Below are 17268 nucleotides of genomic sequence, written 5' to 3'. Positions count from 1 at the left end.
TGTTATATTGTTTTAATATAATTTTATTCATTTTTGTATTATTGTATGGGATATTTTATGTGAAATATTTGTACTACTATTGTTTGTTGTCTAGACTTTTTTTTAGAAAATATTATTCAAGTATTAAATCAACATAAATAATAAGAAGAATGTATTAATGTTATTATTCTTTTGGAAAGGGCTGATGTTGTGATTTCTGATGCTAATGCTATTTAAGTCTCATATTATAATTAAAAAGTGAGGGGATTATGTTTTATCCATTCGTTCCAATATTTTTTTATCCTCTTTTGTCATTTTACAATATGCTACTACGACTTTTATTGGGGTGTATCCCTTGATTACTGGTGTTCCACATATGTCCACATAATTTGAAATTTCGGATATGATTTTTATTTTACCTATTGTTTTATTTTGAAATAATACGTGGTCCTTTCAATCACCATTTTACTGATGATTAGTATAATAAAATTTATAACAAAAATTTTGCTAACTAACTATAAAAAAAGTTTAGGCATATGAGGTAATTTGGATGAAATTTAAACAATTTAAAATCATAAAAAAAAATTTTGGAGGGGAAAGATCATATATTTATACTTTCAAAACAGTAGTAACTTTTCCTGTCTTGTACAGACTGTTTTCTCCACTGATTATCAGTAATTCGTAGAGTCCAGGTCTTAGTGTTGTTGTGAATGACAGGTCTATTTTCCCGTTTTTACTGGTTACATTGTTTAGTAATGTTTTACCGTTTACTTTGAATGCTAGTTTGGTGCTGGTTACTAGTAGTTTGCCTGTTTCATCAGTAATTGTAGCTTTTATAGTGGTTTTCTTGTTTTTTGTTGTTATACTGTCTGGTGTGATGAGTACTGCTTTTTTCTCTAGTTTTATGCTGCCGTTGGTTTCGGTTCTCTGGTAGTAGTTTCCTCCGAATACTGCTGTTAGTGTGTATGTTTTTGCACTGTATGTTGATGGTATGGTATATGATAGTATTGCTTCTCCGTCTTTTACCTTTGCGTATAGTGTGTTTCCGTTCTTGTCTTTTAGTGTTTTGCCGTTTATTTTGAATACTACTTTATCATTATTTACACGGCCCCCATTGGTGTCTAGTATTTTTGCTCTTAGTGTTATGGTTTGTCCTGCTTTGGCTGTGATACTTTTCTCGTCTAGTGTTATCTTGGCTTTTCCTTTGCTGATGTTTAGTATGCCTGTTGCCTTTGTTCTGCTTGTAGTGTAGTTTTCACTTCCTCCATAAACTGCTTCTACATATGATGTGTTTTTCATCCATGCAGCCTGAACCTTATACTTTAACGTAGCTAATCCATCTGTTAGTGTGGCATATAGAACATTATTGTATTCATCCTTAAGTGTAATTCCATTTACTTTAAATATAACTTTTCCACCACTAACCTTTTCTCCATTCTGATCTTTAACATTGGCAGATAAGTTTACTATACTACCTACACTTGATTTTATTGGATTTAGGGTGATGGTAGTGTTTAGTGGTGGTCTTGTTAGTTCTTTGATTGTGTTGTTTAATGTTTCTATTTCATTGTTTGCCTGTTCTAGTTGATTTGTTAGGTTTTCTATTTTTTCATTTGTCTGTTCCAGTTTTTCTGTGAGGTTTTCTACTTGTTCTTCGAGTTCAGCTATTTTTTTGTCTTTATCTATTTCTACTGTGAAGTCTATTGTGGTTTGTGATGCTTTGTAGTCTTCTGTTTCTGGGTATTTGACGTTTATTGTGTAGTCTCCTGGTGTGAGCGTGTTGTCAGTTAGTATTCCACTTGTGGTGTTCTGCTTTATGTCACCTGTTATTTGTATGCTGGCATCATTTATTGGTGTCTGGTAGATTGCATCTTGTACTGTTATGTTTATCTGTACATTTCCTTCGGTGTTGTTTAAGATGTCATAGACTATTGTTGTGTTTCTTTGCTTAGTGATGTTTAGTGTGAATTCTGTTGAGCTTGGATTTGTACAGTCACTACTATATATTATATTTATGATGTAGGAGTCACTTAGTGGGTTGTAAAGGTTTTTTAGTGCATTGGCTAGTGATTCTGTTGGTAATTCATATCCATCACCTATGTTATAGTAAGTGAATAATTGTTTGTATTCGTTGTCTTCTTTTACTGTTATGTTTATTGTTCCTTTTTCTCCACTAGGATCTGTTATGATTAATGGTATTTTATTGTTTACTCCAGCATAGTATTCATATGATACTTCAGGTGTGGTTATTTGTGAATCACCCATTACCTTGAATGTAACAGTGTTTGATTGTTGGTTACATGTGGTATAGTATATTTCATATTTTCCTGCTGGTAGATCTTTTATTGTTGTGTTTTCGTATTTTGTTGTTATGTTTTTTTCTCCGTTGATGTAGAGTGTTATGTCGTTTATTCCTGTTTCAAAGTCCTTGTAGTACATAGGATTTGTTAGTTGTATAGTGTAGTTTAGGATTATGTCTTCATCTTGTTGGAATGTGTCTTGGTCATCTTTGATAGTTAATTTTATTTCATTGAGGGCAATATCTGTAGATTCATAAACATTACCCTCAAATAATCCATTCCAATATCCCTGTAAGAATATTGTATTATTAGTTTTCGCAGTATTTTCCTTAAATGTGTTGTTTGTAAGATTTACCCATCCATATGCATCTATTGCAGCACCCTCATATCCTGTGTTGTTTATGAAATTACAAGAACTTATATTAGTCAAGATATCTCGGGATAAATCAAATATTGCTCCTCCAAACTCTGCTTGGTTGTTGTTGAATGTGGAATTACTAACAGTCAATGTACCATAATGGTTACGGATTGCTCCACCATTATTGTAATTTGCTGTGTTGTTTGTGAATGTGGAGTCAGTTACTGTTAAAGTACCATAATTATAGATTGCTCCACCAGCAGTATTACCTGTAGCGTTTATTATGGTGATGTTTTTAAGAATCATTGAAGCACTACTACCTTCTCCACTACCTATCTGAAATACCTTTTGTTGGTGTCCGTTTATTGTTTGACCGTTACCATCAATTGTAAGGACCATACCACCCGTATCCCATCTGATTGTCCCTGTGTTGTTGTATGAACCTTGCAGTAGGCGAATGGTTGTATCAACTCCTGTACTACTTGCATTATTTACGGCATTCTTTAGTTCTGTGTAGTTGTGTACTTCTATTATGCCATCTTGTTTGAGGTTAGTGTCTTTTGTTTTCTTTTCTATAGATTGTGTTTTACTTTCACCTATTTTTATTGGATTATCATCCATTAAATTCTTTTCTTCAAATTTTATTGTTTCTTTATTATCCTGTGATACCGTGCTTATATCACTTACGACTGTATCATCATTTGTATAAGATTGGTCTTCCTGAGGGGTTTCTGTTGCACTTGCAACTCCCACCAAAAATACCAATACTATGATAAACAGTAATGTTTTTTCTATTTTTATCATATTAGACCCTTCTCCAATATTTATAATCTACTATGATAATGTATATGGTGGGGGGCAATATTTAAAATTTTTTAGAGATTTAAACAAGAAAAGAAGTTTATATCACTAGTAATTAAGTGATTAATGAGTTTATATTCACGAAATATTAATTATTTTCGGAGATGTCATGTGGTGGTTAATGTATTTTCTTATGTTGATTATTTTGATTTATTTTAATGATTATTCATGATAAATTAGAATATTTTGATATCTTTTTTTTATACAATTTTATTGTAGTATACTTTTCTTTTTAGTATGATTGTTCATTTTATAATTATTTTTTTGTGTATGTACTTAAAAGAGAAAACATTTCTCTGTAAAAGATATAAAAAGATTTTATTCATTTATGGTGGTGTTCAGGGTTATTATTGAAGAAAAGGAGAACTAATATAATTAAAAAAAGGATATGATGAAGAGCGTATCATTATATTCTAGCCCTTCATCCCAGCATATTTCTTTTATACTATTCGGGGGTGTCTGATTAATTATATCTTAAGTACAGTTGTAACTTTTCCTGTCTTGTACAGACTGTTTTCTCCGCTTATTATCAGTAATTCGTAGAGTCCTGGTCTTAGTGTTGTTGTGAATGACAGGTCTATTTTTCCGTTTTTACTGGTTACATTGTTTAGTATTGTTTTACCGTTTACTTTGAATGCTAGTTTGGTGCTGGTTACGAGTAGTTTGCCTGTTTCATCGGTGATTGTTGCTTTTATAGTGGTTTTCTTGTTTTTTGTTGTTATACTGTCTGGTGTGATGAGTACTGCTTTTTTCTCTAGTTTTATGCTGCCGTTGGTTTCGGTTCTTTGGTAGTAGTTTCCTCCGAATACGGCTGTTAGTGTGTATGTTTTTGCACTGTATGTTGATGGTATGGTGTATTCTAGTACTGCTTCTCCGTCTTTTACCTTTGCGTATAGTGTGTTTCCGTTCTTGTCTTTTAGTGTTTTGCCGTTTATTTTGAATACTACTTTGTCATTGTTTATGCGGTTGCCATTGGCGTCTATTATTTTTGCTCTTAGTGTGATTGTTTGTCCTGCTTTTGCTGTGATTGTTTTCTTGTCTAGTGTTATCTTGGCTTTTCCTTTGCTGATGTTTAGTATTCCTGTTTGTTTTGTACGTGTTGTGTTGTATTTTTCTGTTTCACTGTATACTGCTTCGATGTAGGTGGTGTTTTTCATCCATACACTTTGTACTTTGTAGTTTATGCTGGCTGTTCCATCTTTTACTTCTGCGTAGAGTGTGTTGCCTGTTTCGTCTTTTAGTGTTTTACCGTTTACTTTGAAGATTACTCTTCCGCCTGTTACTGCTTTGTTGTTTGTATCTTTTATGTTTGCTGTGATGGTTGTGATTTCGCCTATTGTGGCTTTCACAGGTTTTATTGTGATTGTGGTGTTAAGTTTTGGTGTTGTTTTGTTTAGTTCTTTGATGATTTCTTCTAGTTGTTTGTTTTTATTGTTTAAGTCATTTATTGTGTTTGTTAGGTTGTTTATTTTCTTTGTTGCATCTTCTAATTCTTTGTTGAGTTTGTTAATGTTTCTGTTGGCATCATCAAGTTTTTTGTTAAGTTCGTTGATGGTTTTGTTTTGTTCTGTTATTTTCTGGTTTGCATTTTCTATCTGTTTTTCTAATTCGTTTATTGTGTTGTTTAGTTTATTGATTGTGGTGTTTTGTTGCTTTATTGTATCATTCATTCCATCAATAATTTTTTGATAGTCTGGAACAACTTGGAATTCTATTGTAGTATTGATTCCTTTAACCTCACTTGTATCAGCAACTTTTATTGTAATGCTGGTATCCTGAGTGGTTGTTGTATCAGTTATTTGAATTATTCCATTTGTATCTGTTGTTGTTGTGATACTTGTACCATTAGGCAGTATTATTTCAACATCTTTGTTTTCGTATGCTTTTTGGTCATCTGTTGTTATATTCACTTTTATACTGATATTTCCTTCTGTGTTGTTAAGTATAGTTATATTGGTCATTGCCTGATTTTTAATGTTTAGAGTTAATGTGGTCCTGTTTTCTTGGCAATAATCATCACCATTATATTTTATAGTAATTTCTTGTGTACCTTTTGGTATGGATTTTATGTTAATTATTGATATTCCATTTTCAAGATATCCTGATCCTATTATTTTTCCATCAGCGTTATGTATTGATATTAGTCCTGTTACTGTTGTTTCTGTTTCAACTGCATTAACATATGCTCTTAATGAAGTATTTAATGTTGTTTGATTCTCTATTATTGTAGTGATTATTGTTGGAATTCTTATCTTTATATTTGCTCTACTGGTGGTAATATTAATATTATCTATCAGATATGTTATGTTAAGTATATTGTCTGAATATGGTAAGTATGTAGTATCTATATCAGCTACTATGAAATCAGTTTCTTCAAGGATATTAATATTTTTTAAAATGTTGGTTTGATTGCTTATCTGTATACTTCCATAATTTACTGTGTCATTGAATTTTATGAATATTATAGCTCGATCTCCCTGATTTACGGTTGTGTTTGTTATATTCATTGTTATATTCATTGTTATATTTAATCTAAAGGTGTATGTGTTTTCACAATATTCTTCCATATTTGATCCATTAACGACCAGTTTTATAGTTCCTCCTGTTGGGATTACAATATTTTCAATCATACCATTTGTTAAAATATAATTACCCTTAAATTTATTATTGATATATACTGTTACAATACCATTATCAGGAACATATCCATCAGCATTTAATAATTTAATATTATATACTTGACTGTTATTTGTAATTTCCCATGTTGGAGGAGTATTGCTTGTTAAGTTGGATTTTATTAATGTTACGTATCCATATCGGTTGTATACTGCACCTCCACCATAAGTTGCATTGTTATTTATGAAATTAGTATTGGTAATATTTATGTAATGACTATTATCACTTACATATACTGCAGCACCATATCCTGCAGTGTTATCAGTAAAATTAGTATCTCTAACTGTCATATTGGTACGGTCATATACATATAATGCTCCACCATATCCTGCTGTGTTATTTTTGAAATTATTATTTATACCATTAAGATGTGACTCAGTTTGTATGTGTATTGCCCCCCCAGTAAATGGTACATTATTGTTTGTAAAATTACTACTGGTTACTGTTAAGTTTATATTTAATTGTCCGAATACTCCTCCCCCATATCGTGCACTGTTATCTAAAAGAGTACTGTTTGTAACATTTATACTAGTACCTCTATATCCACCTATTGCTCCACCATCCGTTGCTGTGTTATTTGTGAAGCTACTGTTAGCAATATTTAGGATGGTACTATTGTTTGCTTGTATTGCTCCACCATACGTTGCCGTGTTATTTGTGAAGCTACTGTTAGCAATATTTACGTTGGTATTATTGTTTGCTTGTATTGCTCCACCATCCGTTGCTGTGTTGTATGTGAAGTTACTGTTTTGTACTATTATGTTACTTTGTAGTCTCCCATATATTGCTCCGCCTTCGTTTGCTTTGTTGTTTGTGAAGTTTGTGTTTGTAATGTATACTATGGAGTTTTGGTAGTTGTATATTGCTCCTCCACCCATTGTTGCTATTGAATTGGTTAATGATGAATTTCTTATAATTAATGTACCTTGATTGACTATTACTCCACCGTTTCCGTTTTTATAGTAATTGTTTAAGTGGAGATTGTTTAGTATTACTGTTGTTCCACTGTTTATCTGCATAAATTGGATTGTACCTTTACCATTTAGGGTGTTGTTATTCCCATTTATGATAAGAGTTTTACAGTTTCCTGTTGAATTCCATCTGATAACCTCTGTTGCATCATAGTTTCCACTTTGTAGGTTTATTGTATAGTTTTGTTGTGTGGATGTTTTTGCATTGTTTGCTGCGGTTACTAGTCCTGTGTAGCTGTTAACATTTTCTTCACCTGGTGCTGTTTTTAGAGTGTTTTGTTCGCGTTTATTAATTTCGGTATTTGTGTAGGTTTTATTTTCTTTATTAAGCTTAGTTTCTTTGCTAATAGTTTTAGTGTAATCTTTTTCATAATTATTTTCAGATATTTGTGGGGCGTTGTCCTGTATTTTTTCTTTAGAAATAGTATTCTCTGTATTGTTTGCACAAATAACTGCTAGATTTAAAAGCATTACTAAAACTATGAGAATAAAAAAAGATTTTTTATTGATCATAATAATCCAATCCTTTAAATTAGTATTATTTTTTTTTCTCAGATTAATTTAACATATTTGTATTAGGTTATAATATGGTATGGTGTTGTGTTTTAATTCATGAATAAATTATTGTTAATAAAAGTAGTTACATCTAATTATTTCTATAAATATTGAAAAATTTCGATAAAATAGTATAAATCAATTATTATAACCTTTTAATATTTTATCAAATTTTTATCTTTAATAGTATTTATAATTTTGTAGAAAAAGAATTAAGTAATTCTATCGGGTTTGGGTTAATTATCTTTTTTGTGAAAATATTGTATAATTAATTATTATTTCGGTGTAATATTTTAGAGTTTTTCTTTTACAGGTATATACTCTTAAAAAAAATAATAAGGATATTATGTGAAGTGTAGGTATATCCGTATCCTTTATTATTTGTATTGTCTGTAATTCTATTTGGGAGGTTTTACTCTATTAGTATTTTGTATAAGAGAATTACTTCCCTTAATATTTCAAGCAACAGTAGTATACATGTTAAATCTTGATACGTGGTAGACATTATAATTTCACCTCCATTGAAGTTAGTACTTGTGTTTAAGATTATATCTGGCTAGGATTATATCATAAACTGGGAGGATCTTCATCTATACCTACATTGAATTTTTTTTGTAAAATATGATATTAAAATTTAACTAAAAAAGAGTAAACGAGCTTAAATAAAAATTGTTAAAATAAGAATTTAATAAAAATGTTACTGTTATAGTGAATCTAATAAAAGATTCTAACATTAACATTTAGCCTATACTATAATATCTACCACGTAATGAATATTAATAGTATGATTAATATTATCTAATTAACAAGTATATATATTTATCTTAATCAATTAAATTGATAAAACAATATTATCTAATAAATGATAATCTATTGAATCTTAAGAGGGAGTCCTACATTAACTTTTACATAACCATTATTTCACGATTTAATTGAATTTATTAATGATGACGTGTGATGATGGTAGTTTTCATTCCCCATCTAAACCCCTAATACATGATGTTTATTATACCATCTCCTGAAGACCTCTGCGAGTAGAGCACAAATACTTTATAATCATCAAAACGAGGTTATTTAGTATGATTTATTGAGTATCAAGTAGCATAATCTTTAATTTTTAATATTAGAATCTTCTTTTTTGAAACCTTTTATCATTAATCATCATTTATTATTATAGATAATAATATTAGTTCAGAGGTATTCTTATCAGATAATAAAATAAATCCCGAGTAAAATAATCTTAATTTACTTAAAATACTAATTTCATGATTTTAAAAGAAGGAGAAAAATGGGGGAAAAATAAGTTATTTAATATTCAGTATATTACATATCTGTCCATAATATTGTAATAGGATCATGATAGAAAATATTTTTATGAATACAAAATGCTTCTTTTTTTAATCAGATAAAAAACTTTTTCCATCATTTCATCCATTCATATAATAATTTTCAGTACTTGTATTTTTTAATAAATAATACTGTTGTAATTACTGTTGCAATAACTGAAATAATATTCGCAGTCATTGAAGGCAAACTTAAACCTTCAGGAGCTTGAAGAATATAAGCAAATGCAATTAAAGTACATACAACTGCCGGAAGCAGTGTGAGGATGTACGGTTTTTCTTTCTTAATCAAATACGCAGTTGCTGCAAACAGTACAATTGTTGCTACTATTAACTGGAACCATGCAAAGTATCTCCATATTAAACTAAAATCAACATATGTTAATCCATAAGCTACTATAAACAATGGAATTGCTAATTTAAGTCTGGATGATAATTTTTCCTGATTAAGATTTAGCTCATCAGCAATAGTTATTCTTGAACTTCTAAGGGAAGTATCTCCCGTTGTAATAGGACAGACAACAACTCCAATAATTGTTAATATTAAACCTATAGGCCCAACAAGTGCCATGGCCATTTCATTAACCGCTACTGATGGTGTTGCACCATATATTACTGCAAGCTGTGGCTGACCATTAAAGAATGCCATAGCAATAGCTGCCCAACAAAGAGCAACAAGTCCTTCCAGGACCATTGCACCATAAAATACTGGTCTTGCATCCTTCTCATTTTCCATACATCTTGCTACAATAGGTGACTGTGAGGCATGAAATCCACTAATTGCTCCACATGCAATTGTAACAAACAGGTATGGGAAAATACTTTTATCTGTCAGATATAATCCACTTGTTGTAAATTCAGGAATACTATATGCAGGATTTAATAATAATGCACCAGTCATTAACACTACCATAATTATAAGCAAAGCTCCAAAAATTGGATATGCCCTTCCCATGATCTTATCAATCGGAAATACGGTTGCTATTAGGAAGTATACAAATATTATTGTAATCCATATAATTATTGAAACATTTGTTAAGTTACTTAAAAGGTCTGCTGCTCCTTTTGCAAATGTAGCAGCTACCAGAACACCTGTTATTACAATAAGTACTGTCATAACTTTCTGGATATTATGTCCCAAGTATTTTGATATGATGTTTGGCATAGTATATCCATTGTTTCTCAGGGACATAAATCCTGAGAAGAAGTCATGAACTCCTCCAATAAATATTGTTCCCAGTACAATCCATAAAAAAGCTACCGGACCAAAAAGTGCACCTTGTATTGCTCCAAAAATTGGTCCTAAACCTGCAATATTTAAGAAGTGTATTAAGAAATTCTTTATTTTAGACATTGGCATGTAATCCACACCATCTTCTAGTCTAAATGCCGGTGTTTCTCTGTTTTCATCTACTCCTGCTATTTTTGCAATTAATTTTCCATAAATAAAGTAGGAGGCTACAAGTACAAAAAAACAAATTATAAAACTATACATAATATTACCTTAAAATATCTTTTCATAAAAACTTTTGCATAAAAAAAGTGGTAGTGCTGTCAATACGTGAGAGGATTTAACCATTATAGTAAAACATTACAACAGTCCCACCTCTTCATTTTTAACTAGGAATCATGATAATAAAGCACGTATCATTTAAATTTACTTTTAACCTGTTAAGAAACTAAAATCTTCAAAAAAATGCTTTCAAAACTAATCACTTGTAGGTTATATTCATAACTTTTTACGGGGTTTGTCAATAAATCTAGGATTGACCGCAGTAGTGTCCCAGTGCGTTGGAGCGGATGATTTCGAGCAGGCAAAATACTACAACAAGAAATGCATGATGCTGGTTGTCATATCACACACCATCATAAATGCAGTGATTTTCGCCTTGCTCCCACATGTCCTTGCCATTTACAACCTATCCCCTGAAACTGCCGCCCTTGCAAGTCAAATGGTCATCTGGCAGGGAATTTTCGCCATCATAATCTGGCCGCTGGCATTCACATTGCCTGCAACATTCAGAGGAGCAGGGGATTCGAAAACCGTAATGTACATCAGTGCAATAGTGATGTTCACATGCAGGATAGGTTTGGTCTATATAATTGCCGATTGCATGGGAATTGGAGTGTTTGGAACTTGGATAGCCACATTCATCGACTGGTATGTGAGATCAGGATTGTTTGTTTACAGGTACTTCTCAAACAAATGGATGGAGTATCGGGTGATTTGACCCCAATTGACTTTAAGGCATGACGTCAAAGAATTGAGCAATTTCTTCTTGAAATCCATCCCCATTGAAAAAAAATAACCAAATCATGCCACACATTAATACAAACAATTATATATCTAAAAATAATATACCATTAACCATGAACTTTATAACAACATTTAAAGACCTATTAGTTGAATCTTTAAAGGAACATAAGAATCTGATTATTATCCTGTATGCATTGCTCATAATTACTTTCATCATTGCATGGATATATGTTTCAGGCAACACCGAAATAATGCAAAACATACAAGGTGCCAAAACAACCTCCCCCTCACCTGTTAACACATTAGGCGACAATCCTTTGGATTTGTTCATCAATAATGCAGGCGGAGGAATCATAACCTATCTAGCTTCAATATTCTTTGGAATCTTTGCAGTTGCCACCATATTGTATAATGGTTTCAACCTAGGCGCATTGGGACCCGTATTGGGCACATACATGGCTCACGGAGGACTTCAATACATCATTTACCTGATTCCGCATGGAATATTTGAACTGACCGGAACTGTCATCCAGTCAACCGCAGGAATAGTATTGTTCCAGTTCGTCTGGAGATTCCTTAAAAATATTATCCGAGGAGACAATGGAACAAGGTTATCAGTCAATGAATCATTTGAAAAGAACAAGAAGGTGTTGATTCAAAGCCTGGTGCTTTTAATCTTTGCAACAATCCTGATGCTGATTGCAGCTCCAATCGAAGCATATTTCTCAGTGCCTTTTTCCAAATGGATACTTGGTGCATAGATTTTGGACCAATCACCCAAAATCTCTTGTTTTTGGATTTAAAGGACTTTGTCAATAATTTAGATTATTGATAGTTTTTCTTATTTTTATTATTATCATGGTAAAATTGTCTTTATTTTTGATTTAAAACTAGTAAATGGTTGTTTTTTGGGTAGGTTTTTCTTGTTCTTTTGAATGTGAAATCGTAATTTTTATTTAATTTGAATAGTAAAAATTAATTTGAACATCAGGTTTTTCGTATTTTTATGTAATTTTATGAAAAACTTGTTGTTTTGGATACGGCGTACAGTCTATCTTTATGATGGATTATTGAGTTACTTATTGCATTCTTCGATCAATATGCTGTGTCTTTCAGATTAATTAATCTTGTAAGGTTGTAAATGGTGTTTCTTAGTTGGATCTCGTTGTTTACTGCATTTTGAGTAGTACCGATTAATTTCAAAACTCCATTATCACCTTTCAAAAAGCCGTTAATGCCTTCACTTCTTGAAAAACGAGCTTTATAATGAATTTTATATCTTTTATTCAAGAATTTTTCAGTCATTTCGTAAATAAGCTCTGAAATATGGATTACTAATCGTTGATGTTTGCAGTTTTCGACATATGGGCATCCTTTGCAAGAATGGGTTTTAAAAATGTACTTTTTTGTCTTGCAAATGTCTGGAAGAGCATCTTCCTTATGAGGTTTCCAACGTTTAACCTTTTTTACCTCTACTAATCTCATAAAACGTCCAAAAGGACAGATATAACCATTTTTAACTCTTATGAAATCTTTTTTTGTTGACTTTTTTCTTTTTTTTTTCATATCCATTTTCACGCCTTAAACTATTATTATGATCTTCAGATAATTTTTTAGGCATTACTAATGCATTTATTTTATTAATGAATAAATAATAGAGGTTTTCTGTGGAGAAATAACCTGAATCTGCGATTAAAATGTGTTCACGAATTCTTTTCCGTATTTCACTGTAATTTCTTCTTTCTCCAAATTCTCTTTGCATTTCAATAAAAAGGTCAATTGTTTCATAAATGTTTTTTAATACATCTTTTATTGTTTTCCAATCATTTGATTGGGTTAACAACATTCCAGTCAATATTATGTGGTTTTCTGTCATGATTTCCTGCAGATTAAAAGCGAAATCATAAATTCCTTTTTTTGTTTTCATCCAACAAGCCTCAGGAAATGAAATAGAAACACTTCCTATCTCTCTTTCATTTAAAATCTTAGTATAAATGTCTAATTTGCTGAATATGTTGGTATTGTAGAGATTAATTCTTTTTAAGATTGAATTAATTGTTTTACACATTTCTTCATCATTTTTATAAAATTCAAATTTCTCTTCTAATCCTTTTATTGTGCGATTAATGGATTTTGGTGTATTATTATGCAATAAATTCCATTTGTTCATTAGTTTTAGTCTTTCTACATCTTTTGGTGTGATTTTGTTGTTTCGGGATGCTCTGACAATTGCGTCAGTTCCATCAACAAATAATTTTACAAAATCTAAGAAGTGCAAATCGTTTAATAAAACTAATGTGGCGATGAAAACTTTTTTTATTACTTTTGCATCGCTTTTATTTAAAAAATTGGCGAATGAATTGCGTGATGGCTTTAATCCACAAGTAACGATTAGAATAAATTTGTTTTTCTTGCATTCTTCTTCCATTTTAGTATAATTGGCAATACCTATGCTAAAACAGTATAATACTACTATTAAAAGTAGTGTTCGAGGATATGCAGGACGTCCACGTTTGGATTCAAATTATGAATCCAATTGTTGCATTAAATTTTGAATCATTTTACTGAATGCAAAATTAGCGATTGTTAACAACATTTTAGGACAATCTTCCTCCAGTTTAAGTTTATTTAAAATATTGCCATCTTTATACTCTTTCAATTCCATAACTGACATTAAAAATCAAAGTATTATTCAGTTTAAAGAATTATTCAGAGGTTTTAATTTTCAATGAAAATTCCCAAAAAATCAATGGAAATTCAATGAAAATTAAATTAAACGCATAAATTTTATTTTAAAAATTTAATAAATAATTCTTATATAATAATATATAATTTAAAATATTTATAATTATTTATATTAAATTTAAAGTAATATTAAACTAAATAAAAGTAATTAAAATAATATGCATAAGTTGTTTTAAATTTAAAAGATTTTAATAGAAAAAAATTAATCTAATTTAAGAAGATTGAAAAGATCTTTTTCAGAATAAAAAAATCAAAAAATGCCAAAATAAAAATTTTTGAAAAAATTAAAAATGAGAATTCTAAAAGGAATAAAAAGAAAATAGAGGCTAATTTAATAGTCAAATAGAAAAAATAAGTAAAATTATCAAATTAAGGATTTATTGACAAACCCCTTAAAAAAATGTTAGAATAAAAAAATTACGTCCAACTTATTTTTTTCGGGGGATGATTCTTTAGGATAAAAAAAAGGAATCTTAAACTAACAACATTGAACCAAAACCCTATAAATAATATAAATAAAAAAATAATAATTACCGTTAATTAATAAATCCAGTATAAAGAATATATGACATAAATTATAATTTTTTGTAAAAAAAAATAATCTTCATTAAAAGATTTATTTATCAATAAAGTATCAAAGTTTAAGGGGGATTGGGATAATTTTTAAAAAAGTAGTTGCTCTGTTACTGTTATTACCTTGTTTATTCTTTGCAGTTATGGTAATTGAACCAGGAATGTTAGAAGTTAATGAAATAACAGTAGAATCAACACAAATACCGAAAGAATTCAATGGAACCAAAATAGCATTCGTAGCAGATTTTCATTATGGTGAATTTGTAAATGAAGACAGGGTACGTTATGTTGTATCTAAAACAAATGAACAAAATCCTGATATAATCATATTGGGAGGAGACTACGTAACCGATAATAAAAAGAACATAAATCCCTGTATAAACATGTTATCAGATTTAAAAGCACCATACGGGGTTTACGCTGTACTTGGAAATAATGATCCTAAAGATGCTACTGAAGAAGCCATAAATCAAACTCACATACAAAGTCTACGAAATCAAGGATTGTGGATAGAGAAAAATGGGGAAAAAATAAGATTAGGTGGTGTAGGTGATTTATCTACTGATCTTCACTATCCGAGAGTTACCACCAATCCGGCATCTGCTGATGATTTTGTTATTCTAGTATATCATAATCCAAATTATTTCCCTGAAATTAATCATTATAAGACTGATTTATCCTTGTCTGGACATACTCATGGAGGTCAGATTAATTTATTTGGTTATGCACCTAAGGTTCAACCGGCTAGTAATGGTAAACAATATCTTTCAGGATTATATGAAGAAAATGGTTCTAAATTAATTGTTACTAACGGGGTTGGTGAAACTAAATTACCATTCAGGTTCATGGCCGTACCTCAGATTACAATAGTAAAATTAGTATCCACTTAAATTTTTGAATTTTTCATTAAATTCATTCCTCTATTTTTTTTATAATATTTTTTCTTTCACGGGCTTAAAATGAACTTTGTTGTACTCCATCTATTGAGTATACACTGTTCGAGGAACATATTTTTTAAACAATTATATATTTAAGAAAGAATATAGAGGTTAAGTGATGGATGATAAAATGGATATGGTTTCAATGCCTAAAAAATCTTTCTGGCATTTAAGCATACCTATACGTGTTCTGTATTTTTGATGCTATTTATGGCATTGTTGATATGGTTTGGATATCACGAATCAGCATTCATGCTTCTTTTGCAGTGGGTGTTTCAATCCCTTTTGTTTCTCTTATATTTTCATTTGGAGATTCTATTGGTCAAGGTGCCAATTCTTTGATGTCCCGTTATATGGGGGTTGAGGATTATGAAAGTGCTTATAATTCATTAATTCATGGAATTATTTTAACTAATATAATATGGTTTTTTATAGTAATCTGTGCTATATTTGCTCGGGGAATATTATTTAATGTAACTCCGGCTGACTCATATCTTTTAGTTTGGGATTATTTGATTCCTATTATAGCTTTTGCGTATATATTCATGTTTGTTAATTTTTTCTCTGAAACTTTACAATCGGAAGGAAATTCAAGAATTCCAACTATATTCATAGTATTATCAAATATTTTAAATATAATATTGGATCCTATTTTTATATTTAATTTGAATTTAGGAGTTAAAGGAGCGTCATATGCCACTATTTTGTCTGCAGTGATTCCTTTTATTGTTTTTGTATATGTATTTGTCTGGAAGAACAAAAATTCCATTATCTTTGAATTACTTTAAATTCCGCTCTTATATACTTGTTGAAATTTTCAAAGTTGCGCTTCCTAATTTTCTGGATGATGGATTATGGGCTTTCTCATCATCTTTCATTAATGGAATATTGCTCGTGACAATGGGTGAGATTGGACCTGTACTTTATTCGGCATCAAATAAACTTAAAAATTTATTGAGTTCGCCTATTAAAGGTTATGGAAGGGCATTAATGAGTGTTATAGGGCATTTATTTGGTGCACATGAGTTTGATGAATTAAATGAGATGTATAAATATGCACTTAAAGTATCTGTTATAACAACAGTTGTAGTGATGGTAGGATTCATAATTTTACGTGATTATGCATTCAGCTTTTTTTCCATTACGGGCATGCAAACAGAGATATTTTGGATAGCTATTCTTGGAACAGTTATAATGATTTCAATACCTTTTTCCATTATTTCTTCAAAAATGTTGGATGGTTTTGGAAAAAGTATGTACTCACTGTTGTTCACTTGTATAAAAATTGGTCTGGAAACCTCTTTAATATATGTGTTGAATATTGTGTTGTCTGATGGTAGTTGTGTCCTGATTGGAATAACTGTTACTGAGATAATATTTGCAATTGTGTATTATCTGTTCTTAAGATATTTATTCAAGGATTTTGATAGAGAATATGAGAATAAAGATGTTGTTAAAACGTTTAAATTGCTTCAAGTTCATTAAACCTTACAAATGTAAACATTAAAGATTGTGTTTCAAACAATTCAATAGTATATAATAATGCACAATCAGTATGGGATAATGTAAGCATAACTGATTCAACAAGCCCTTACCTTGTATACTTAAATAGGGGAAACCTAACAATTAAAAATTCAAACATCACAGATAATAACTGTTCTAAATCAGCACTATACTCATATGACAGAACAAGTTCAAGATACTCCGTATTA

The 17268-nt window shown here is 30.4% G+C and carries 10 protein-coding genes; 5 read left to right on the top strand and 5 right to left on the bottom strand.

All coding sequences use genetic code 11. The annotated features are described in order from the left end of the window. Window positions 1–588: 588 nt before the first annotated feature. The 3 genes from PXD04_RS23080 to PXD04_RS23070 form a co-directional block, all read right to left on the bottom strand. Entirely contained in the window at window positions 589–3441 is a 2853-nt protein-coding gene (locus PXD04_RS23080; protein WP_323737585.1) for a hypothetical protein, read from the bottom strand. Window positions 3442–3965: 524 nt separating this feature from the next. After that, a complete protein-coding gene (locus PXD04_RS23075) occupies window positions 3966–7658 on the bottom strand; it encodes a hypothetical protein (RefSeq protein WP_323737584.1) in 3693 nt (1230 codons plus the stop codon). A gap of 1491 nt (window positions 7659–9149) precedes the next feature. After that, the gene (locus PXD04_RS23070; RefSeq protein ID WP_323737583.1) at window positions 9150–10538 is read right to left on the bottom strand and encodes a carbon starvation protein A; all 1389 of its coding nucleotides are present in this window, start codon (window positions 10536–10538) and stop codon (window positions 9150–9152) included. Between the two features lie 253 nt (window positions 10539–10791). On the opposite strand from PXD04_RS23070, the gene PXD04_RS23065 reads away from it, so the two are divergent. Continuing rightward, window positions 10792–11274, top strand: a complete 483-nt coding sequence (locus tag PXD04_RS23065) for an MATE family efflux transporter (protein ID WP_323737582.1) — start codon at window positions 10792–10794, stop codon at window positions 11272–11274. 64 nt (window positions 11275–11338) lie between these two features. Further along, window positions 11339–12061 carry a stage II sporulation protein M gene (locus tag PXD04_RS23060; RefSeq protein WP_323737581.1) on the top strand — a complete coding sequence of 241 codons (723 nt, stop codon included), beginning with the start codon at window positions 11339–11341 and terminating at the stop codon, window positions 12059–12061. Between the two features lie 334 nt (window positions 12062–12395). On the opposite strand, the gene PXD04_RS23055 is transcribed toward PXD04_RS23060, so the two are convergent. Beyond that, window positions 12396–12785 (bottom strand): transposase, encoded by a 390-nt coding sequence (locus PXD04_RS23055; RefSeq protein ID WP_323737629.1) that lies wholly within the window; start codon window positions 12783–12785, stop codon window positions 12396–12398. 31 nt (window positions 12786–12816) lie between these two features. Continuing rightward, a complete protein-coding gene (locus tag PXD04_RS23050; RefSeq protein ID WP_323737580.1) occupies window positions 12817–13728 on the bottom strand; it encodes a hypothetical protein in 912 nt (303 codons plus the stop codon). Window positions 13729–14761: 1033 nt separating this feature from the next. On the opposite strand from PXD04_RS23050, the gene PXD04_RS23045 reads away from it, so the two are divergent. From PXD04_RS23045 to PXD04_RS23035, 3 genes are all read left to right on the top strand, one after another. Continuing rightward, entirely contained in the window at window positions 14762–15508 is a 747-nt protein-coding gene (locus PXD04_RS23045) for a metallophosphoesterase (RefSeq protein ID WP_323737579.1), read from the top strand. A gap of 233 nt (window positions 15509–15741) precedes the next feature. Beyond that, complete coding sequence (locus tag PXD04_RS23040; protein WP_323737578.1) at window positions 15742–16344, top strand: MATE family efflux transporter; 603 nt, start codon at window positions 15742–15744, stop codon at window positions 16342–16344. Beyond that, window positions 16301–17041: an MATE family efflux transporter gene (locus PXD04_RS23035; RefSeq protein WP_323737577.1), complete on the top strand. Its 741-nt coding sequence runs from the start codon at window positions 16301–16303 to the stop codon at window positions 17039–17041. The genes PXD04_RS23040 and PXD04_RS23035 overlap by 44 nt, the downstream gene beginning before the upstream one ends. Window positions 17042–17268: the final 227 nt, after the last annotated feature.

The sequence above is a fragment of the Methanosphaera sp. ISO3-F5 genome (genome assembly GCF_034480035.2).
GTDB lineage: Archaea > Methanobacteriota > Methanobacteria > Methanobacteriales > Methanobacteriaceae > Methanosphaera.
Note: the sequence above shows the minus strand (reverse complement) of the source record. Positions and strands in the feature narration are given on the sequence as shown.